Annotated in this window: 18 protein-coding genes; 2 read left to right on the plus strand and 16 right to left on the minus strand. The window is 44.8% G+C overall.

Annotation, left to right across the window (positions count from 1 at the left end; genetic code table 11):
• Positions 1–143 precede the first annotated feature (143 nt).
• Positions 144–1,847, minus strand: a complete 1,704-nt coding sequence (locus OCV44_RS00980) for a sodium:solute symporter family protein (RefSeq protein ID WP_122047168.1) — start codon at positions 1,845–1,847, stop codon at positions 144–146.
• 10 nt (positions 1,848–1,857) lie between these two features.
• Positions 1,858–2,124, minus strand: a complete 267-nt coding sequence (locus OCV44_RS00985; RefSeq protein ID WP_004729726.1) for a DUF4212 domain-containing protein — start codon at positions 2,122–2,124, stop codon at positions 1,858–1,860.
• 435 nt (positions 2,125–2,559) lie between these two features.
• Between OCV44_RS00985 and OCV44_RS00990 the strand changes: the two genes are divergently transcribed.
• Complete coding sequence (locus tag OCV44_RS00990) at positions 2,560–4,311, plus strand: potassium/proton antiporter (protein WP_139685895.1); 1,752 nt, start codon at positions 2,560–2,562, stop codon at positions 4,309–4,311.
• On the opposite strand, the gene OCV44_RS00995 is transcribed toward OCV44_RS00990, so the two are convergent.
• The 13 genes from OCV44_RS00995 to aspA all read right to left on the minus strand — a co-directional run bounded on the left by OCV44_RS00995 (position 4,308) and on the right by aspA (position 20,461).
• Positions 4,308–4,937 carry a response regulator transcription factor gene (locus OCV44_RS00995; RefSeq protein WP_012604978.1) on the minus strand — a complete coding sequence of 210 codons (630 nt, stop codon included), beginning with the start codon at positions 4,935–4,937 and terminating at the stop codon, positions 4,308–4,310. The two genes, OCV44_RS00990 and OCV44_RS00995, sit on opposite strands and share 4 nt — an antisense overlap.
• Positions 4,938–5,149: 212 nt before the next feature.
• Positions 5,150–7,033 (minus strand): protein-disulfide reductase DsbD, encoded by a 1,884-nt coding sequence (locus tag OCV44_RS01000; protein WP_139685896.1) that lies wholly within the window; start codon positions 7,031–7,033, stop codon positions 5,150–5,152.
• 174 nt (positions 7,034–7,207) lie between these two features.
• The gene (locus tag OCV44_RS01005) at positions 7,208–7,696 is read right to left on the minus strand and encodes an arginine repressor (RefSeq protein ID WP_009844705.1); all 489 of its coding nucleotides are present in this window, start codon (positions 7,694–7,696) and stop codon (positions 7,208–7,210) included.
• 328 nt (positions 7,697–8,024) lie between these two features.
• Positions 8,025–8,489, minus strand: coding sequence for an aspartate carbamoyltransferase regulatory subunit (gene pyrI / locus OCV44_RS01010; protein WP_065207424.1), 465 nt, complete (start codon positions 8,487–8,489; stop codon positions 8,025–8,027).
• Positions 8,490–8,504: 15 nt separating this feature from the next.
• Positions 8,505–9,434 carry an aspartate carbamoyltransferase gene (pyrB, locus tag OCV44_RS01015; RefSeq protein ID WP_086048588.1) on the minus strand — a complete coding sequence of 310 codons (930 nt, stop codon included), beginning with the start codon at positions 9,432–9,434 and terminating at the stop codon, positions 8,505–8,507.
• Positions 9,435–9,930: 496 nt separating this feature from the next.
• A complete protein-coding gene (gene argF / locus OCV44_RS01020) occupies positions 9,931–10,941 on the minus strand; it encodes an ornithine carbamoyltransferase (protein WP_139685897.1) in 1,011 nt (336 codons plus the stop codon).
• A 180-nt stretch (positions 10,942–11,121) separates the two neighbouring features.
• A complete protein-coding gene (arcC, locus tag OCV44_RS01025) occupies positions 11,122–12,033 on the minus strand; it encodes a carbamate kinase (protein ID WP_086048590.1) in 912 nt (303 codons plus the stop codon).
• 73 nt (positions 12,034–12,106) lie between these two features.
• Complete coding sequence (arcA, locus tag OCV44_RS01030; protein ID WP_086048591.1) at positions 12,107–13,330, minus strand: arginine deiminase; 1,224 nt, start codon at positions 13,328–13,330, stop codon at positions 12,107–12,109.
• A 756-nt stretch (positions 13,331–14,086) separates the two neighbouring features.
• Positions 14,087–14,929, minus strand: a complete 843-nt coding sequence (locus OCV44_RS01035) for an IS3 family transposase (RefSeq protein WP_139686331.1) — start codon at positions 14,927–14,929, stop codon at positions 14,087–14,089.
• Positions 14,926–15,435: a helix-turn-helix domain-containing protein gene (locus OCV44_RS01040; protein ID WP_139686330.1), complete on the minus strand. Its 510-nt coding sequence runs from the start codon at positions 15,433–15,435 to the stop codon at positions 14,926–14,928. The genes OCV44_RS01035 and OCV44_RS01040 overlap by 4 nt, the downstream gene beginning before the upstream one ends.
• Positions 15,436–15,563: 128 nt before the next feature.
• Positions 15,564–17,012: a YfcC family protein gene (locus OCV44_RS01045; protein WP_139685136.1), complete on the minus strand. Its 1,449-nt coding sequence runs from the start codon at positions 17,010–17,012 to the stop codon at positions 15,564–15,566.
• Positions 17,013–17,521: 509 nt separating this feature from the next.
• Entirely contained in the window at positions 17,522–18,829 is a 1,308-nt protein-coding gene (locus OCV44_RS01050) for an anaerobic C4-dicarboxylate transporter (protein WP_009844713.1), read from the minus strand.
• Positions 18,830–19,009: 180 nt separating this feature from the next.
• Positions 19,010–20,461: an aspartate ammonia-lyase gene (aspA, locus tag OCV44_RS01055; protein WP_009844714.1), complete on the minus strand. Its 1,452-nt coding sequence runs from the start codon at positions 20,459–20,461 to the stop codon at positions 19,010–19,012.
• Between the two features lie 284 nt (positions 20,462–20,745).
• Here aspA and OCV44_RS01060 point away from each other — a divergent pair, with 284 nt between their 5' ends.
• Positions 20,746–21,270 (plus strand): FxsA family protein, encoded by a 525-nt coding sequence (locus OCV44_RS01060; protein WP_139685137.1) that lies wholly within the window; start codon positions 20,746–20,748, stop codon positions 21,268–21,270.
• Positions 21,271–21,474: 204 nt separating this feature from the next.
• On the opposite strand, the gene OCV44_RS01065 is transcribed toward OCV44_RS01060, so the two are convergent.
• Positions 21,475–21,954: a tRNA (cytidine(34)-2'-O)-methyltransferase gene (locus tag OCV44_RS01065; RefSeq protein ID WP_061023596.1), complete on the minus strand. Its 480-nt coding sequence runs from the start codon at positions 21,952–21,954 to the stop codon at positions 21,475–21,477.
• Between the last annotated feature and the right edge of the window lie 72 nt (positions 21,955–22,026).

Here is a 22,026-nt window from a genome sequence, read left to right on the forward strand (position 1 = left end):
TTATTTTTTTATAAAATGAGCAGGAAAAGAAAAAGCCGATACATGAAGTATCGGCTTTCTTAGAATCAGTACCTAATCCCTACAATGTAAGTACTGATTCTTTTTCTAAGTGCTTACTACCTAGTGACTAAGTAGCGAGCTTCTTAATGGTCGTGAGCTTCACCTGCACCTTTCGGGTAACGGATGTTCTCAACCATATCTTGTACATCTTGTGGTACTTCAGCCGTTACTTTGTTTACAGCAATTGATACTACGAAGTTGAGACACATACCTAGCGTACCGATGCCTTCTGGGCTGATACCAAACCACCAGTTTTCCGGTGTGCTTGCTGCTGGGTTAATGAACTTGAAGTAGATGATGTAGCTTGCTGTGAAGGCAATACCTGACAACATACCTGCAATTGCGCCTTCCTTGTTCATCTTCTTGTAGAAGATACCTAGGATAATCGCTGGGAAGAAGGATGCTGCGGCTAAGCCGAAGGCAAACGCTACTACCTGTGCTACAAAGCCTGGTGGGTTAATACCCAAGTAACCTGCTCCGACAATTGCGATCATGGCAGCCAAACGAGCGGCTAACAGCTCCTGCTTGTCGGTCATGTTTGGTCTGAAGCCTTTCTTCAACAAGTCATGTGAAATCGACGTTGAGATAACCAGAAGCAGACCTGCGGCTGTTGATAGTGCGGCTGCTAGGCCACCGGCTGCAAGCAGTGCTACAACCCAGTTTGGTAGTTTCGCTAGCTCTGGAGAAGCCAGTACGATGATGTCACGGTTAATCTTCATCTCGTTGCGCTCATCGCCCGAGTAGAACATTTTTCCATCGCCGTTCTTATCTTCCCAACCAACTAGGCCAGTGCTTTCCCAGTTTTTGTACCAGCTTGGTGCTTCTGCTGCTGCGACACCTTGCATGTCAGGGCCGTTAATCGTTTCGATCATGTTTACACGAGCGAAGGCTGCAACGCCTGGTGCTGTTGTGTATAGCAATGAGATGAACAGTAGTGCCCAACCTGCTGAGATACGAGCATCACGTACTTTTGGTACCGTGAAGAAACGAATGATTACGTGTGGAAGACCGGCAGTACCTACCATTAGAGCCGCACAGATGAAGAAGACATCTACCATGCTCTTGTTACCTTCGGTATAGGCGGTAAATCCGAGTTCTTCTGTTAGTCCATCCAGTTTATCAAGTAGGTATACATCTGTACCTGATAGCGTTGAGCCCATACCAACTTGTGGAAGTGGGTTACCCGTCATCATGATTGAGGTAAAGATTGCTGGAACAAGGAAGGCGAAAATGAGGACACAGAATTGAGCTACCTGCGTATAAGTGATGCCTTTCATGCCACCCAGTACTGCGTAGAAGAACACAATACCCATACCAATGATGATGCCTAGGTTAATATCAACTTCTAGGAAACGAGAGAATACAACGCCAACACCACGCATCTGGCCTGCAACGTACGTGAACGATACGAAGATTGCACAGAATACCGCTACCATACGTGCTGTTTTCGAGTAGTAACGTTCACCGATGAAATCAGGAACCGTAAACTGACCGAACTTACGTAGGTAAGGTGCTAAACATAGCGCAAGTAGTACATAACCACCTGTCCAACCCATTAGGTAAACCGCACCGTCGTAACCAACGAATGAGATGATACCTGCCATTGAGATGAATGATGCTGCCGACATCCAGTCAGCGGCTGTTGCCATGCCGTTTGCGACTGGGTGTACGCCGCCGCCTGCAACGTAGAATTCACTCGTTGTTCCAGCGCGAGCCCAGATTGCGATGCCGATATATACTGCAAAAGTAATACCGACGAGAATAAACGTCCAAGTTTGAATATCCATGTTCTAGCCTCTAGTCTTCCTGTACGTTGTATTTTTTGTCCAGCTTATTCATGCGAACAACGTAAATAAATATCAACGCCACGAAGGTATAAATTGAACCTTGTTGAGCGAACCAAAAACCTAGCTTAAATCCGCCAAATTGAATGGTATTTAGGACATCCACAAATAAGATGCCAGCGCCATAAGAGACCACAAACCATATTGCGAGTAGTGTTCCCATTATTCCCAAGTTTTCCTTCCAATAGGCTTGAGCATGTTCCGTAGATTCGAACGCCATTGCCTTCTCCTTTATTCCGTTTCGTAGAAACCGTTTATGTAAAATACCCGTGTTAACGTAATGTTACGATTTAGAATGTAGCAAGGATAAGTCAAAGGATCTGTGCAACTTTAGTCTGGATGGTATTAGCGCTAATCTACTGAAATATGGGGGCTAGGAGACATAACCATAGAAAAGCGTGATGTTGCAATGATGTTAAATTAGCCAAAGGTCTAACAAAAAGGGATGAATTAGAGTGCGAGTCATAAAATTTAACAACTAAATGACTGAGAAACGGTATTTAGTCCTGCCTATGACACGAAGCGAAACATAAGTTTGTTATAGTAACTGCGGTACTTTTAACGGCCGTGCCTTGCTTAACGGCAGAAGATCAACAAGCTAGTGGCAAAAGATCAACAGGCTTAAAGCTCGAGTTTTATTCTTTGGGGGAACGAATTGGACGCAATAACCATTAACCACTTATTTTTGACTGGTGCCGTACTCATCGCCATCAGTGTGCTTTTTTCACAAGTGTCCTCTCGATTGGGCGTTCCGATTCTTTTGATCTTTTTGTTCGTTGGTATGTTGGCGGGCGAAGATGGCCCTGGGGGCATTAATTTCGATGATTACTCACTGACCTACTTGGTGAGTAACCTTGCACTGGCTGTGATTCTGTTGGATGGCGGGATGCGAACCAAGGTCGCAAGCTTCAAAGTGGCTTTCTGGCCGTCACTATCACTAGCCACAATAGGTGTGGCATGTACCGCAACCCTAACGGGCTTAATGGCGGCTTGGCTGTTCGACCTGTCATTGATGCAGGGCATATTGGTTGGCGCGATCGTCGGTTCGACTGATGCAGCCGCGGTATTTTCTTTGTTGAAAGGTCAGAGCCTCAATGAGCGTGTTGGCTCAACCCTAGAGATCGAATCCGGTACCAATGACCCAATGGCGGTCTTCCTAACTGTAACTTTAATTGCGCTACTCGGCACCCCAGATGCCGAGATGGGAATGAACTTCCTACTGAAAAGTTTCACGATGCAGTTTGGTATCGGTACTCTTGTTGGTATCGGCGGCGGTTGGGTTTTATGGAGCTTAATCAATCGAGTACAACTGGCTGATGGTCTTTACTCCATTCTGGTACTCAGTGGTGGTGTGGCTCTGTTTGCGTTCTCTAACATGCTTGGCGGTAGCGGCATCTTATCGATTTACCTAGTCGGTTTATTTATCGGTAATCGTCCGACGCGTTCTCGACACTCTATTCTTAATGTTCTTGATGGTATGACGTGGCTAAGTCAGATCGTGATGTTCTTGGTGTTGGGTTTGTTAGTGACACCATCGACCTTAATGGACATTGCACTTCCTGCGTTAGCATTGGCTTTCGGTATGATCTTGTTTGCTCGCCCGCTGTCGGTTTGGTTGGGTTTATTGCCGTTCAGAAGCTTTACCACCAAGGAACGTTGGTTTGTTTCTTGGGTAGGTTTACGTGGCGCTGTGCCGATCATTTTAGCGGTGTTCCCGATGATGGCTGGCCTGCCTAATGCTCAGCTGTATTTCAATATCGCTTTCTTCGTGGTTATGGTTTCGCTGATTGTTCAGGGCGGCAGTCTAATGAAAGTCGCAAGACTGGCTAAAGTGACTCTACCACCGATGCCAACACCGATTTCTCGTACCGGTATGGAGATTTATCCGACCAGTGAGTGGGAGATGTTTGTCTACAAGCTGAAAGAGGAAAAGTGGTGTGTTGGTGAACCGCTCAAGCGTTTATCGATGCCTGAAGGGACGCGCATTACCGCACTGTTTCGACAAGATGCCATGCTCCACCCATCGGGCAGTACCGTGTTAGAGGCGAACGATATCTTATGTGTGCTTGGTCAAGACAAGGACCTAGAAAGCTTAAGTGCGCTATTCAGTGAGGCACCTCTAGCAGAAGAAGCGGCACGATTCTTTGGTGATTTCTTCTTGGATGTTGAGCTATCGGTTGCTGCCGTAAGTGATTGTTATGGTATTGAACTAGGCTCGGAAGAAGAGCGAGAAATGACGCTAAAACAATTGGTGGATCAGGAGCTTGGTGCACACCCAGTCTTGGGTGATAGTTTTGAATGGCATGACATCACTTGGGTGGTCGCAGATATCGATGATCATAAAGTCGTCAGGTTGGGGTTATGTTTACCTAAGACGACTTTAGAAGAGGGCATCAATGAAGTTTAATTGTGGACTTCTTGTAGCAAGATAACCGCCTGAGTTCGGTTTTTCACATCCAGTTTACGGAAGATGGCCGTCATATGTGCCTTGATGGTCGCTTCCGAAACATTCAATTCATACGCGATTTGCTTGTTCAGCAGGCCGTCCGATAGCATTCCTAATACCTTGTACTGCTGAGGCGTCAGTGTGGAAAGCTTTTCCGCAAGGTCGCTACAGGCTGCGTTGTTGGTGATCAGGCCTTCTGGGAAGAACGGGTCGCCATTAAGCACTTGATTCAGTGCACTGACCAATTCTCGCATATCACTCGACTTAGGAATAAAGCCAAAGGCACCGTGGCTCTTCACCTGAGTGACCACGCTAGCATCCTCGCTGGCAGAGATCACTACAATCGGTAAATCTGGATATTCAGCGCGCAGCTGAATTAAGCCAGACATCCCATTGGCACCCGGCATTTTAAGGTCGAGAAGCAATAGGTCGGGTTCATCTTCTTTTTTTAGTAAGGTCAGTAAGGCATCGAGGGAATCAGCCTCAAGCAGGTTCGCACCGCTGATCGCCATATGTACTGACTGAAACAGGGCGTTGCGAAAAAGAGGGTGGTCATCAGCAATGATGATGGTATAGGTCGAGTCCATGACGTTCATACTTTTAACAATTTAGTTAATATTTATTATCATCCTGATTGAGTATGTGAACAATATTTATACATTAAAAGTCTGAACCATATCGACTTTTATCCCCAGAATAAGAAAGCGTTACTCTGAATAACAAAAAAGCCGCACAACCATCTCGTTACGGAGGGGCGGTGCGGCTTTCGTTTAAGCGGATATTCTGTTGAATATTGCCGTTATAGCTGGTGGTCTTGCATGTGTTTTAAGAATACATCTGCAGGCATAAAACCGGTGACACGAGCATTTGGAACATGGTTACCCTCACCATCCCAGAACTCTATGGTTGGCAAGCCGAGTACCTGTAATTGTTTAAGCAGTTCAATATCTTGAGGCATGTTTCTCGTCACGTCAGCCTGAAGAAGAACAAAGTCAGAAAGCTTATTCTCGACATCAGCTTGATGGAAGGTGTACTTCTCAAACTCTTTACATGCGACACACCAATCAGCGTAGAAATCGAGCATCACTGGTTTGCCGAGTTTTCTTGCTTCGATGAGTTGGATCTCTAACTCTTCGACCGTGTTGACGTGAGCAAATTGGATTTGTTGTTCAACCACTACGCTCTTTTCTGCGAACCAGTAATTTAGCGCAGGTTGCGCAGAAGCGAATAGGCCGAGCATCGCGATGATACCCACTGCACTTTGCTTCCAACCACCGAATGGCAGTGCATTCTTGCTGTGGTAAAGCCAACCAAAGGCGATGAAGCCTAATCCAGACCAAAGCACGGTTGCCCACAATTCAGGAATAATTCGCTCTAGCAGGAAGATAGGCGCTGCCAGCAAGATAAAGCCGAATACGATCTTCACTTTGTCCATCCAACTGCCTGCTTTTGGCAGTAGCTTATTACCAAACACCGCAACCAAGATCAGCGGAATCCCCATACCCATGGCTAACGCATAAAGAGCAATCGCACCCGTTAATAGGTCACCACTTTGAGCGACATACAGCAGCGCACCTGACAGTGGAGCAGTAGTACAAGGTGAGCACACCAAGCCCGAGATAGCGCCCATTGCGAACACGCCCAAGGTATTGCCACCTTGCTGCTTGTTACTTTGGTTGTTAAGCCAAGTTTGGATGCTGCTTGGCAATTGTAGGCTATAAACGCCGAACATCGACATCGCCAACGTCACGAACAGAACACTCAGCGCGATTAATACGTAAGGATGCTGCATCGCAGCTTGGAACTGCATGCCTGCTGAAGCAACCACCAAACCCAATAAGGTGTAGGTTAACGCCATGCCTTGCACGTAGATGAAGGACAGCATCAGCGCACGACCTTGGCTGAGCTTGCCGCCACCCAATACAATACCCGTCAGAATTGGATACATAGGCAGGACACACGGCGTAAAGGCTAAGCCAACACCCAGTGCTAAGAATAATAATGGCGTCCACCAACTGTCACCGAGTTTATCGGCTAAGCCTGCTTCTTTTGAAACGGAAGCATTGGTTTGTTGAGTGGTATTACTTGCTGTGTCAGCTGCAGGAGAAGAGGGGTGTACTGAATTATCAGCTTCACCAGCTGCATCATAAGAACCTTGTAAGACATCACTGTTTTGTACATCACCACTGCTTTGCTCATTACTGCTTTTTATATCCCCAGGATTCGTCGCAGTAAACGGTTCAATGTCGATTACTCGAGTCTCTGGTGGGTAGCAGAAACCAGCGTCCGCACAGCCTTGATACTTAACGATCAGCTGTGAACCATCTTGGTAACTCTGTAGAGGAACTTGCACGAATAACGGCTGAGTATAGATGCTCACCTCACCGAAGAATTCATCTTGGTGTGCTTGGCCATCTTCCATTTCAACATTGCCGATAGCGAGATTTTGGCCAGTGAACGAGAGGCTGTGTTGATAGAGGTAGTAGCCCTCTTTTACTTGCCAGTCGAGAAGGACCTTGCCGTCTTGCTGGTAGTAATTGAAAGGGAAAGCTTGGTCTACAGGGACAAAACCGTTGTTATTGCCTCCGAAGCTTGGCTCGGCGTTGTCGTTTCCAAAAAGCGCCCACGCAGGCTGAGTGAACAGGGAAACACAAACAAAAAGTAATGTGGCAAGTCGTCGCATACTATTAGTCATCAAAATGGAGTTGAAGGTATCTTAACTCAATCAGACCGTAATAGTTTGTGATTAGTTTCATCTGAAAACAAATATCCGCTAGGGCGGGTGGGCTATTTTCTGGGGCAATCGAGAGAGTGCGCGCCGCTCAACATGAGTTGTCAGTCCTTGCCAATAAGACATTTAAGCAACACCCAAGCGTGCTCTTACGACTTGTTCGCAAGCATCAATATTCGTGGTGTCTTTCGGAATAATTAACACCGTGTCGTTGCCACCAACAGTTCCGATAATCTCGGTATGTGGGTCGATGTCAACCAATCTTGCGACTAATTGTGCGCAACCAGGGTTTGTTTTTACGATCACCATTGCTTGGTTGTGAGTAATTAATTCGATTTGTGATGAGATTGACGCATCGACACGTACCGGTGCGCTTTCTACGGTGATGCAGTAAACCTTTTTACCACAGGCGTTCTGAATTTTGACAACACCGAGTTGTGACAAAATGCGAGACACAGTCGACTGGCTAATACCTGTATAGCCAATGTCGACGAGTTTCTCTCGCAGCTGGTTCTGGGTTGAGAAGCTTTGCTGTTGTAGTAAGCGTTTGCACGCTGCAGTCAGTGTTTTATCTTCAGCTGAATACAAGCAACCGTGCTCAGTGATTTGGTTCATGAACAACTCCTTTAAGGCCAACATGTGGATATCGCTTGTCCATAGCGCAGAACGCACTCCCAAAGCCGTAGAGTACGATTGTTAATTAGGGCTTACCGATGAATCCCGAAATAAATAGGAAGGGTATGCGTGATGTATGATCTTCTATTCATTCAGTCTACCACTAAAGAATAGTTATCTTTTTGAAGGCGATCACCAAACAAAATTCTGGTCATTTGCTTTTTTTGTGGAGTTTTATTCTTTTGGTAAGTGGATATTTATTCCGGGTTAGGAATAAATATCCATGTAGTTTGAGCGGTTTCTTTTACGAAGGTAAGAGCGCTAAGGGCTAGCGGATTTCACTCATGATCTCGCGAGAGAATACTTTTTCACAATAGTGACATTTTAGTTGTACGTTTTCGTGTTTTAGCTGCACTTTAAAGTTACTTTCAACGGGTTCACCGTGCGAAATACAGTTGCTATTCGGGCAAGTGTACACACTGGTGATTTGGTCTGGCAGCACAAGTGTCAGCTTGTTAACGACCTTGTACTCCTCAATCTGATTCACCGTTGCCTGCGGCGCATACAGAGCCAATTGGTTGGCTTGTTCCTTAGTCAGAAAGATGTTCTCAATCTTGATGAGGTCTTTATTGCCGAGCGCAGATGATGGCAGATTTAATCCCATGGTGATGCGTTGTTCTGTTTTGTGTAGCTTAAACAGTTTAAGGATTTTGATACCAAGATGAGCAGGGATGTGGTCAATCACGCTGCCGTTACGGATCGCTTCTACTTGTAGCTGAGTTTGTTTAACCATGACTGTTTCTCCTGCTTATAAAGTGTCGTTAAGAACTAGGGCCAATAGAGCTTCGCGAGCGTATACACCGTTTTCAGCTTGTTCGAAGTAGTAAGCGTGTGGCGTTTTATCTACGTCGGTTGTGATTTCGTCGACACGTGGTAATGGGTGAAGCACTTTCATGTTTTGGCGTGCCTCTTTCAATGTATCGGCGGTTAGAATGTAAGCCGACTTCATGTGCGCGTATTCTGACGCATCAAAGCGCTCTTTCTGTACGCGAGTCATGTATAGAACATCCAGCTCAGGCACCACTTCTTCAATGCTGCTGTGGGTACTGTATTGGATCCCCATCTCTTCCAATTCTTCACAGATGTAATCAGGCATCGCTAACACTTCTGGCGCGATAAAGAAGAAACGCACGTTATTGAATTTTGATAGTGCTTGCGTCAATGAGTGTACGGTACGGCCATATTTTAGGTCGCCGACGAACGCCACATTAAGGTTATCGAGCGTGCCTTGCGTTTCGTAAATCGAGAACAGATCCAATAAGGTTTGCGTTGGGTGTTGGTTGGCACCGTCGCCACCATTCACAATTGGCACACCGTTAGAAAATTCAGAAGCCAAACGTGCTGCGCCCTCTTGTGGGTGACGCATCACAAAAGCATCAACGTAAGAAGAAATAACCTGCACCGAATCGGCAAGTGTTTCGCCTTTTTTCGCTAGCGATGTGTTACCGCCATTATCAAAGCCGATGACGGTGCCGCCAAGGCGTTGAACTGCGGTTTCAAATGAAAGGCGAGTACGAGTTGAAGGCTCAAAGAAGCAGCTCGCAACGACTTTATTTTTCAGCAGCTCAGGGTTTGGTTCTGCCTTGAGCCTTGCTGCAGTATCGACGATAAGCTCCAGTTCATCACGAGATAGCTCTGGAATGGAGATGATGTGCTTGTTAAATAACGAATGCGCCATAACGGGTCTTCCTTCTATGCATACAGTCAAATTGCGGATAAAAAAAAGCCCCCTAAAAATAGGAGGCTTCGAAACGATCAATAGAGAAAAATAAAAATGACACCAACGCCACTTTAGGGCGTGTTGGTTGACAATCATGTGCGACAAAATTGCGGTTCATTTTTTGCTCTCTTAAGACAAATTGCGGAAGATTATACTCAGATAAAAAGGCCATGCAATACTTTCTGTAAAGTATTCATTTAATGGATTTTTATGCGAAATAACATCCATTTTGTGCTCCCATTTAAGCCTTTGTTGGAACTGAGAGTTGCAGGCTTTTTCAGGAAAGAACCTCTTCAACCACATGAAAAAAAATGCGAGTTTTATTCAAGGTCAAAATCCCAAGAACGCCACCCGCATTTCCCTGTCATTGCACTTAACTTATCAACGTACTTCGAACAAGTGAGTGCTTAGCTTCTTAATTTTTTACTTCTTAATTGCTTAGTTTCTTAGGTAATTAGCTGCCTAATGTCGCAACCATTACTGCTTTGATGGTGTGCATGCGGTTTTCTGCTTCATCGAACACGATAGAGTATTCAGACTCAACCACTTCATCTGTTACTTCAACGCCGTCTTTTAGCTGTGGATACTCAGCAGCAAGTTGTTTACCTACTGTTGTATCTTCGCCGTGGAAAGCTGGTAGGCAGTGCATGAATTTCACATGTGGGTTGCCTGTTGCTTTGATCATGTCCATGTTGACTTGGTAAGGCATCATTAGATTGATACGCTCAGCCCACGCTTCTTTCGCTTCGCCCATTGATACCCAAACGTCGGTGTATAGGAAGTCACAACCTTGCACGCCTTCTTGAACATCTTCTGTTAGTGTAATTTTGCCGCCCGTGTGCTCTGCAATCTCACGACACTCAGCCAATAGCTCTTCTTGTGGCCAGAATTGTTTTGGAGCAACAAGGCGAATATCCATACCCATTTTCGCAGCGCCAACCATTAGAGAGTTACCCATGTTGTTGCGAGCATCACCTAGGTAAGCAAACTTGATTTCATGCAGTTGCTTGCCACGGCCGTATTCCGTCATAGTTAGGAAGTCAGCTAGGATTTGTGTTGGGTGGAATTCGTCAGTCAGGCCATTCCACACAGGAACGCCAGCGTAAGCGCCTAGCTCTTCAACGATTTCTTGACCAAAGCCGCGGTATTCGATGCCATCGTACATACGGCCAAGAACGCGAGCGGTATCTTTCATTGATTCTTTGTGGCCAATTTGAGAGCCAGATGGGCCTAAGTAAGAAACTCGAGCACCTTGATCGAATGCCGCTACTTCGAATGCACAGCGAGTACGAGTTGAGGTTTTCTCAAAGATAAGCGCAATGTTTTTGCCAGTCAGCGTTGGCTGTTCGTAACCGTTGTACTTCGCTTTTTTTAGCTCCATAGAAAGATCTAACAAATGTTGAATTTCGCGTGGAGTGAAATCTAGTAGTTTTAGGAAGTTACGATTGCGTAGGTTAAAAGCCATGATGTATTCCTTCTTAGATTTAGGCGCTTCCTTGTTACAGGGAAATAAAATTCAAGAAAGCGCGATTCAATTTTTAAGTTAAAGTTGTTCGGTTTTGTTTGTTTCGTTTAATTCTGTTTTCGCAAGCTTTAAAAGCTCTCAAGGTTTAAGGTTCTCAAGATGATAAAGCTCACGAATGCGTTAACCTTTGGTGATATTGGTGCCCGCTTGGCCTTGCAGTATTTGCAAACCATCTTCGAGTGCGCCGATACCAACGACTTTGCCGCCTTGCTGAATGAACTCGCACGATGCTTCAATTTTTGGCCCCATTGAGCCTGCATCGAATTGGAATTGCGCCAGTTCACTTGGTGTGGTGCTACGTAGTGCGTGTTGAGTCGGTTTGCCCCAATCAAGGTAAACAGCGTCCGCATCGGTCAAAATAAGCAGCGCATCCGCATCCAATTGTTTCGCTAAGAAAGCTGCAGACATGTCTTTGTCGATAACTGCTTCAACACCGACTAATTTGCCATTTTCTTTTTTCACTGGGATGCCACCACCGCCAGTACAAATTACGAGGTGACCTGCATCGATAAGTTGAGTGATCGCTTCGTGTTCAACAATGCCGGTAGGTCGTGGGCTTGGCACTACTCGACGGAAGTGTTGGCCGTCTGGTTTTACGATCCAGTGGAATTTCTCCGCTAACTCACGCGCTTCTGCTTCTTCGTAGATCGGGCCAATTGGCTTGGTTGGATCTGCGAATGCAGGATCATTTGGATCAACTGTCATTTGCGTCAACATGCATGAGATGTTGCGGTCAGGCAGGTAGTTTTTGAACTCTTGCATCAGCATGTAGCCGATCATGCCTTGAGTCTCACTGCCCAATACATCCAATGGATACGGGTTTACTTTTTTGTACTCCAAACCTTGTAGAGCAAGTAAGCCAACTTGTGGTCCATTGCCGTGTACTAGAACCACGTTGTACACTTTCGCGATTTCAGAGATAGTTTTAACAGCAGTTTCAATATTACGGCGTTGAACATCGGCTTCTAACGGTTCACCGCGACGAAGTAGGGCGTTCCCACCGAGTGCAACAACAACAGTTTGCTTAGTCATAATTGTGTTCTCTCATTTTGGCCAAGCTGAGATTATTCAAGATTGTTCAACTTGGCCGTTTTCGTCTTAGTGATTAGATACCATCACGCTCAATTGGGCAGCTCATGCAGCGTGCACCACCGCGACCGCGACCAAGCTCATCTCCAGGGATTGGAAGAACCGTGATGCCTGCTTTGTCGTATTTTTCGTTGGTGTATGTGTTGCCTTCGTAGCCAATAACAACGCCAGGTTTAACGGTAAGAACGTTGTTCGCATCGTTCCACTGTTCGCGTTCTGCATGGAAGTTGTCGCCACCTGTCGTGATTAGATTTAGCTTGTCTACGCCAAGCGCTTTTTCGATAGCTGTTACGAAGTAGCCTTCTTCTTTCACTTTCACAGCGCCTGACTCATCGCCAGTTAGGTTCCAGCACTGCACGTCTTTACTTACCACTTCTGGGTAAACAGAGAAGGTATCTTCGTTCATGTGAGTCATCACGGTGTCTAAGTGCATGCAAGAACGGTGTTTCGGTAGCTGCATTGCGATAACTTGTGTCGCTTGACCGTGTTTGAATAGGCTAGACGCTAAGTGTTCAACACCTTGTGCTGTTGTACGCTCAGACATACCGATAAGAACCGCGCCACGGCCGAGAACAAGAACGTCACCACCTTCGATTGTTGAGTTGTCGTAGTTGATGTTTTCTTCATCACCGAAATATTTAATGAAGTCTTCGCCTGCGAATGTTGGGTGCCAGCGGTAAATAGCGCGAACGTGGTTTGTTTCACGTTGACGAGCAGGTTTCGCCATCGGGTTGATAGATACGCCACCGTATACCCAGCAAGATGTGTCGCGAGTAAATAGGTGGTTTGGTAGAGGCTCGATAATGAAGTCAGTTGGTGCGTGCATGCCTTGCATCATTGAAGATGATTTCATTGGCATTTCAGCGTAAGACAGACCGCCCGTTAGGATTTTTGCTAGCTCTAAGTTTGGTAAGTCGCCCAAGTAGCAGCGCACATCATTTGCGAATGTTTTACCTAAGCGGTAATCAGACACTTGATGATTCAAAAGCCAATCTTTCGCTTCTGGCACTGCTAGTGTGTCTGCTAGTAGGTCAGTAAGAAGAAGAACTTCAACACCTTGATCACGTAGCGTTTTAGTAAATGCATCATGCTCTTTACCTGCGCGCTCAACAGCCAGTACGTCATCAAATAGTAAATCGTGACAGTTAGAGGGTGTTAGGTGAGTCAGTGCGCGTCTTGGGCGGTGAACTAGAACGCGGCGCAATTGACCTATTTCAGAACCTACATAGAACTTACTCATGATCGTCTCTCTCTTATATATTTGAATTACTTTTATCGCTAAGAGTAATTATTTATTTTCAGTGGAGAATAATGAATTATTTTATTCATATCTCTTGTCTGGAATTAATATTACGCCTGCTAGTCAGGTATTCTTAGAGATCTATCACAAATCGTTTTTTATCCCGCAGCCCTTTAAAATTAAGGGTTTTAACAAACTTTATGCACTTTTAGTTATAACGATTACATTCTAAATAGTTAGCTGTTAGGGAACTTTATGCACGCTTTTTTACTTAACCTGCCTAGAATCAAAATTGTTAGGGATTATATGCATAATAGTTTTATTGATAAGAGTGTACTTAGCTTGGAAGTATGCAATGTTTCTATTTAGATATTTAATTTCGAATGTGGAATTAAATATTTTTTAACAAATTAAATGCGAATAAAGCTGTTGTGGTCACATTTTATAATGGGATGTTTTAAGTCGTTTTTCTATAAAAACAGGTGGTATTTTTCCTTTTGTTATTACTAACTAAATAACTTTAAATATAATTAACTCGAATATATGACTAAATATTTCTCTAAATATAATGGTAGGTAATGGATGGTTTTTTATTAGCCTTAGCATCAATATTAAAACGTTGATTTACGCTTTGTCGAAGGTGTTCTTGGATTGTTTAAGGTTGGCTGATGAGGTTAACTATAGAGAGGCTTTAAATAGAGTGTGTGCAGCTCGTGAGGTTGTTTTGAAGTGACCCCATAAAGTTGGACATTTCTGTTAAGCGGCTTTCAAGGCCTGAGCTCGATATTCTATCGGAGTCAGGCCTTTTAGTTTCACTTTTATACGTTTCGTATTGTAGTACTCGATGTATTCTTTAATTTGCTCTATCAGAGCATCTGCATCTTCAAAGCTTTGATTGTGATACATCTCTGTTTTGAGTAAAGCAAAAAAGTTTTCAGCAACGGCATTATCCAAGCAGTTACCTTTTCTAGACATACTTTGCGTTAACCCACTCTCCGCTACCTTTTCCTGATACTGTCGATGGCGATATTGCCAACCTTGATCGCTATGTATAATTGGCTTTGAGTTGGGTTTAAGCGTTGATATGGCTTCCGTCAGCATATCCGTGACAAGCGGCAAGCAGGCATTTTTGGCCACTCTATAAGCAACCACTTCCTGAGTAAACAAGTCGACCACGGGAGACAAGTATACTTTCTGCTCTTTGACTTTGAACTCCGTGACATCCGTTACCCACTTTTCATCGGGTTGAGTCGCACTAAAATCTCTTTCAAGCACGTTAGGAGCAGCTGTTCCAGATTCTCCTCGGTATGAACGATACTTTTTAATCCTGACCGTCGATTTAAGATTGAGCTGAGCCATAAGCCTTTGAACCGTTTTGTGGTTAAGTGCGAACCCCTGATTTTTTAGTTCCAAGTGAATACGGCGGTAGCCGTATCGACCCTTATGCTCATGATAAATTGACTTTATCAACCGCAGCTCACGTTCGTAGTTATTTGGGCGCTTGCTCGTTTGAGCCTGATAATAAAAGACACTTTTTGCCAGCTGTAGAGTCTGCAGTAAGTGCTTCAATGGATACTTGCCTTTAAGAGTTAGAGCTATGACCGCTTTTTCTTTGTTCGACGGTTTTTTTCCTGCTCCAACTCTTCCAACTTTTTTAGAACGGCATTCTCAGTTCGTAAGTAGACCAACTCCTCTCTTAGCTCCTCAAGTGTCATTTCATTATCAGGCTTAGTGGTACGTTGAGGTTGCTGTTTCATTGAGGGGCTTCCTTTATGGCGTATTTTGAGCCCCTTGATACCGAGCTCATTAAATCGTTTGAGCCAGACAGAGAGTATTCCAGGGGATGAGAGATTTAATACTGCGCTAGTGTGCGTGAGAGACCATTCATTCGTCCACATTAAATTCAATGCTTTTCGTTTTGTCTGAGCAGTAGCAGCATGCTTAGTGGGTAAAAATGAATCAGTACCATGGATGGCAAAGACTTGAGCCCAATACCGTATCTGTCTCGAAGAAATTGAATATTGTTTTGCTAAATCGCGAGATGACGCGCCACCTAAACATTGTTTAGCAATGATACATTTTAGCTCTCGGCTATATTTGGACATAAAAAGACCCCCAATAATTGGAGTCCAACTATTGGGGGTCAGTTCATTTTGGGGACTGGCTCTGGGGGCGATAGCAATAAAAAAGCCGCTAAGAAAGCGGCTTTGAACGAGAAGGTGGTGTGTAGCTTTTAGATAAGCGCACCAATACTTAGTACAACGATGCAGAACACCATCAAGATTCCGATCAATGGCATCACCCATTTAACCCAGCGCACGTAAGGGACACGAGCAATCGCCAAGCCGCCCATTACCACTGCAGAGGTTGGAGTGATTAAGTTGACCAAGCCAGATGCAGATTGGTAAGCGGTGATAACAAGGTCACGACCTACGCCTGCAAAATCGGCTAATGGAGCCATGATTGGCATAGTCAGTACTGCCAGGCCAGAGGTCGAAGGTACTAAGAATGACAGTAGAATTTCTAAGAAGAACATCACGTTAATGAAGACAACTGAAGAAAGGCCAGTCACCATTTGTTCTGCCGAGAAAAGAATTGTGTCGGTGATCATACCGCGGTCCATTACGACTACGATACCACGTGCTATACCTATGATAAGCGCAACGCCCAGTAGGTCTCGAGCACCGTCTATGAAGCTAGTTGTGAACTCTTCCTCGCTCATACGAGACACTATACCGACAATAATAGTCGCTGCTAAGAACATCGCGGAGATCTCTGCCATCCACCATCCAGCAACAGATACACCGTAAATCATCACAGCGAATGAGCCACCAAAAATGGCCAGGATCAGTTTGCGAGTCGCGGTGAACTCCAGTTTTTCACCACTTGCGTTGCCAAGGAAGTGCGCTTTGTTCTCTTCGTACTTATCGTAAACAATCGATGTTGTTGGATCGGCTTGTACCATTCTTGCGTAGCGCATGACGTAGGCGACACAGATACCCCAACCAATAATCAGCATTCCAATACGCAGCGCGATACCGTCGGTAAATGGAATACCAGAGGCGTTGGCAGCAATAACGGTCGCGAATGGGTTAATGGTTGAACCTAGCACCCCAATCCCTGCGCCAAGCAATACCGTCGCAGCCGCAACTAGAGGGTCAAAGCGAGCAGCCATCATTACAGGTACTAGTAATGTATAGAATGGCAGTGATTCTTCCGCCATGCCGTAGACGGTACCGCCAGCGGCAAACAGTGCCATCAGTATTGGTATCATCAACTCTTCTCGCCCTTCTAAGCGGGCGGTAACGCGTTCGATACCAGCATCAATGGCACCCGTTTTGGTTACTAGTCCTAAGAAGCCACCAATGATTAAAATGAACAGTGAAACGTCGATTGCTGCAGCTTCATAACTATTGTGATCGTAGAAGCCGTCAATAGGCGCAAGCAGTACGTCAATTACGCCTTGAGGATTACCTTCTACCGCTTGGTAGGTTCCTGTTACGGGAACTTCTCGACCGAGTTCTTCGTTCATTGCACGGTCGTACTGGCCTGCAGGAACAATCCAGGTAAGGAGCGCTACGAGCGCAATAAGAATAAATAAAATGGTGTAAGCAGAAGGGAATTTAAAATTGGCAAAGAAGCCGCCCTTTTTTGTTTCGCTTGGTATCGTTTGAGTTGTCATGGCTATCTCCTTACATCATCTTAAATAAAAGTGACGTGAATTAGCGACTAATGATTTATAGATTGTAAATACACTTACATTTATGAAGTACCCAGCGATATAGAGTTGCTGACTTTAAATTAAAGTTATTTTTATATTTACCAATCCGAATGAAATAGATTTAATTTAGCTGTGGCTATTTTATTCCTTACCTAGTTATTTAAATTTGGTGCTGTTCACAAAAATAGTTGCCCATAAAGTCGTGGTGAAATTACAGAAAATCAGCAAGGTTTTTTGGTTAGTTAGCTTGGATTAATATTCGATAGGGATGAGGGGGAATCGAAAGGGGAATGACTGGGTAGGCATTCATGGACAATGGTTTGAATAATCATGGAATTTTATTCAAACTTTATTTTTGGTTGGTTTTTGAGTTTTATAATGGTTATTTGACGTGTATCAAATAATACCTTGAGTAGAAAACAAAAAAGGAAGCCGAAGCTTCCTTTTAAATTTTTAATCATCAGCGAATGTTAGATAAACAGACCGCCAAATGCGAAGCCTAGTGCTACCGCAGTACTGATTGTTACCACACCTGGAATGAAGAATGGGTGGTTAAATACGTACTTACCGATACGGGTTGAACCTGTATCATCCATCTCAACCGCTGCCAGTAGCGTAGGGTAAGTTGGAAGTACGAACAGCGCACTTACCGCAGCAAAAGAAGCAACGGCTGTTAGTGGTGCTACGCCAATGGCTAGAGCTGCAGGCATTAGTGCAACGGTTGTTGCGCCTTGAGAGTAAAGCAGCATAGAAGCGAAGAACAGAACAAGAGCCAGCATCCATGGGTAGTCAGCCAGTAGAGCACCAGCAACGTCTTTGATTTCAGCAACGTGTGCGTTTACAAACGTTGAACCTAACCAAGCCACACCAAGTACACATACACACGCTGTCATACCTGAGCGGAATGTAGGAGCAGACGAAATCTTCGCAGCATCAATTTTAGTGAACATCACAATTGCCGCTGCTGCTGCTAGCATCACAGACATGATCGCTTCGTTACGACCCAGAGCAGGATTTTCAATTAGACCAACAGAGCTAGAGATAGCGGCTGCGTAGCAAACCACGAACCCAATTGCCGCTAGGAAGATGTAAGTCGCTCTCTTCGCTGTTGGTAGAATTTCACGTTTCTCTTCTGTCGCCAGTTTGATTAGGCCTTTCTCTAGACGTTCTTGGTAAACAGGATCGTCTTTCAGTTCGCTACCCATGTAGTTAGCAACAACCGCACCAACCATACAAGCGATGAAGGTTGTTGGGATACAAACCATCAATAGCGTTAGGTAATCAACACCAAAGGGTGCCAGCATTGCTGCGAAAGCGACAACGGCAGCCGAGATTGGCGAAGCTGTGATCGCAATTTGAGAAGCGACAACAGCGATAGACAGTGGACGAGAAGGACGAACACCTTGGCCTTTTGCTACTTCTGCAATAACAGGAAGCGTAGAGAATGCTGTGTGACCAGTACCCGCCATTAGTGTCATTACAAAGGTCACAATCGGTGCATAAAAGGTGATGCGTTCAGGGTGTTTACGCAAAAAGTTTTCTGCAATTTGTACCAACCAGTCCATACCACCAGCAACCTGCATAGCAGCAATTGCGGTGATAACCGACATGATGATCAAGATTACGTCGATCGGGATGAAAGACTGGCTTGTTGGAACGCCAAGAATCAGTGAAAGGGCAATAACACCAGCACCACCGGCAAAACCAATACCGATACCGCCAATTCTGGCCCCCAAAAAGATAAAGAGCAGGACGACAAATAGTTCTACTGCAATCATAAGTAACACCTCATTTTAGATTTTATTATGTGAACATTCGCCGCTGGAATGTTCACATAATAGTTCTATGGTTTAGATTCTATTTCGCAAAAGTGTAACCAACGGAAATCCACAAAAGTAACATGGTTAACCGTATTGGAGCCTAAAAAAGGGCTCCGTTTGGAGCCCTTTTCGCTAACGTTATTCGTAGCGTTTTGCTTTATACTGAGGATGCATCAAATTTTCAACAGAGAAAATGTCATCAAGTTCTTCTTCGGTTAATAACCCGCGCTCTAGAACCACATCACGAACGCTTTTACCTGTTTCAGCACAGATCTTACCAACAACATCACCCTCGTGGTGGCCAATGTATGGGTTTAGGTAAGTGACGATACCGATAGAGTTAAATACGTGAGATTCACACACTTCTTTGTTCACAGTAATGCCGTCTACACACTTGTCGCGTAGGTTCACACATGCGTTTGTTAGAATGTCTAGAGACTCAAACATGCTTTGTGCGATAACAGGTTCCATTACGTTCAGTTGAAGCTGACCGCCTTCTGCTGCGAAAGAAACCGTGTTGTCGTTACCTAGAACTTTAAAGCAAACTTGGTTTACTACTTCAGGCACAACTGGGTTTACTTTAGCTGGCATGATTGAAGAACCCGCTTGCAGTTCAGGTAGGTTTAGTTCGTTAAAGCCAGTGCGTGGGCCTGAAGAAAGAAGACGTAAGTCGTTACAAATCTTAGACAGTTTAACCGCTAGACGCTTAAGTGCACCGTGCGTCATTACGTATGCGCCACAGTCAGACGTTGCTTCGATAAGATCTTCAGCCGCAACACACTCTAGGCCAGTTACTTCTGCTAGGTGTTTCACTGCTAGGCCTTGGTAACCCGGTGCTGCGTTCAGACCTGTACCGATAGCCGTTGCGCCTAGGTTAACTTCAAGCAGAAGCTTTGAAGTGTATTCTAGGTTTTTGATTTCTTCATTGATGGTTACAGCCCAAGCGTGGAACTCTTGGCCAACCGTCATAGGTACTGCATCTTGAAGTTGAGTACGACCCATCTTCAGGATTGTGTTGAATTCTTGGCTCTTAAGCTCGAATGCACCTTTTAGGTACTCGATAGCGTCAATCAGTTTACGAACGCTGTTGTAAACAGAGATACGGAAACCCGTTGGGTAAGCACAGTTTGTTGATTGGCTGCGGTTTACATGGTCATTTGGGTTGATGAACTCATATTGGCCTTTTTCTTTGCCCATAAGTTCAAGCGCCACGTTTGCCACTACTTCGTTAGCATTCATGTTTACAGAAGTACCAGCACCACCTTGGAATACATCCGATGGGAACTGATCCATGCACTTGCCAGTGTCTAGAATGAGGTCACAAGCTTCGATGATGTACTTAGCTACTTCGCTTGGGATTACACCTAACTCTTTGTTTGCTAAAGCCGCTGCTTTCTTTGTCATCACCATACCGCGAACGAATTCAGGTACATCTGAGATCGTTACATTTGAGATGTTGAAGTTTTCAACTGCGCGTAGAGTGTGGATGCCGTAGTAAGCATCAGCCGGAACATGACGTTGACCTAGTAGATCTTCTTCGAGACGAGTAGCTTGAGGAGCTTCAACTTGAGCTTCTGATAGATTAGCCATAACAGGATCCTTAGAGAATTATTCTGATTATATAGTTAGTTATTAGCCTATTCTGTGTGCAAATACTCCGTTCGCTAGAATATTGGGCTGATAAATCCGTCCTGACTTATGTGGCACATGATACTGTACTTAGCGCATAAAAATATTAAGTTGATCACCTTTTTCGGTTTTGTTTCGTCAATATTTTGCAAAGTTATTCTCGGTCAATAAACACGCTTATTTACAGGATAAATTTGAGATTGATAGGGCTTTCAGCGTAAACTGGATGTAACAAAGGAGGGCGTGTGTTTCCTATCTTATTATTACTATTTATCTTCGTACCCATCATTGAGATTGGGCTATTTATTCAAGTTGGTGGCTTCTTAGGATTGTGGCCAACTATTGCGTTGGTTTTGATTACTGCATTTGTTGGTGCATCGCTTGTTCGTAGCCAAGGCATTCAAACACTTATGTCTGTGCAAGGTCGATTACAACAAGGCGAAATGCCAGCACAACAGATTCTTGAAGGCGTGATGCTTGCGGTTGCTGGTGTATTGCTGCTGACTCCGGGCTTTATGACGGACGCACTCGGCATGTTGGTATTGCTACCTGCACCAAGAGCGATGATTGCCAAGAAAATGATGGAAAAAATGGTGGTGACCAATATGTCTGGCGGCTTCCATGCGGGTGGCCAAGCTGGCTTTAGTCAGAGCCCATTTGGACAAGACCCATTCAATTCAGGTCCATCTGATCAATCAAAAGACGGCAACACCTTCGAGGGTGAGTTTGAGAAGAAAGACGACGACAACGATCGTAACCGCTTAAACTAATCCGTTTTTTATCTTCTTTGTTTTTCTCTCTTCTTTATATAGAGAGGGGAAAACAGAAAAGGCTCTTATCGTTATCCTTCGCAAGAAAGTGATAATGGTAAGAGCCTTTTTTATTACATGTACCTGCTATGTACAATTGCTAGCAGGAACAGGTAACAGGCCGAGTGAGCGGTTATTTACTGAGATTAATTTACTGAGATTGGGTTATACCGCGCCTTCAAAGCCCATTTGTCGCCACGCTTCGAAAGCGATAATAGCAACCGCGTTAGAGAGATTTAGGCTGCGTGCGTCTGGCATCATTGGAATACGAATGCGTTGTTCCATTGGCATGCTTTCGATGAACTCCGCAGGTAGGCCTCGAGTCTCAGGGCCAAACATCAACACATCACCTTGTTGGAATTTCGCATCCACGTGGTGACCAGTGGTTTTGGTGGTGCAAGCGAAGATGCGGAAATCACCCTCGCGTTCATTCTCTAGATACTCAAGGAAGGCTTCTAGATTCTTGTGACGCTTAACTCGCGCAAGGTCGTGGTAATCCAAGCCCGCACGACGAACTTTCTTCTCTTCAAAATCAAAGCCAAGCGGCTCGATAAGGTGCAGGTTTGCGCCGCAGTTAGCTGATAGGCGAATGATGTTACCCGTATTGGGCGCGATTTCTGGTTCGTATAGAGCGATATCAAACATGTTGGTTCACAAGAATAATCAAAGATAGCCAGAGTATACGGTGGCAAGCTGAGTGAGTACAGTTCGCCACCC

The sequence above is a fragment of the Vibrio tasmaniensis genome, from assembly GCF_024347635.1.
GTDB lineage: Bacteria > Pseudomonadota > Gammaproteobacteria > Enterobacterales > Vibrionaceae > Vibrio > Vibrio tasmaniensis.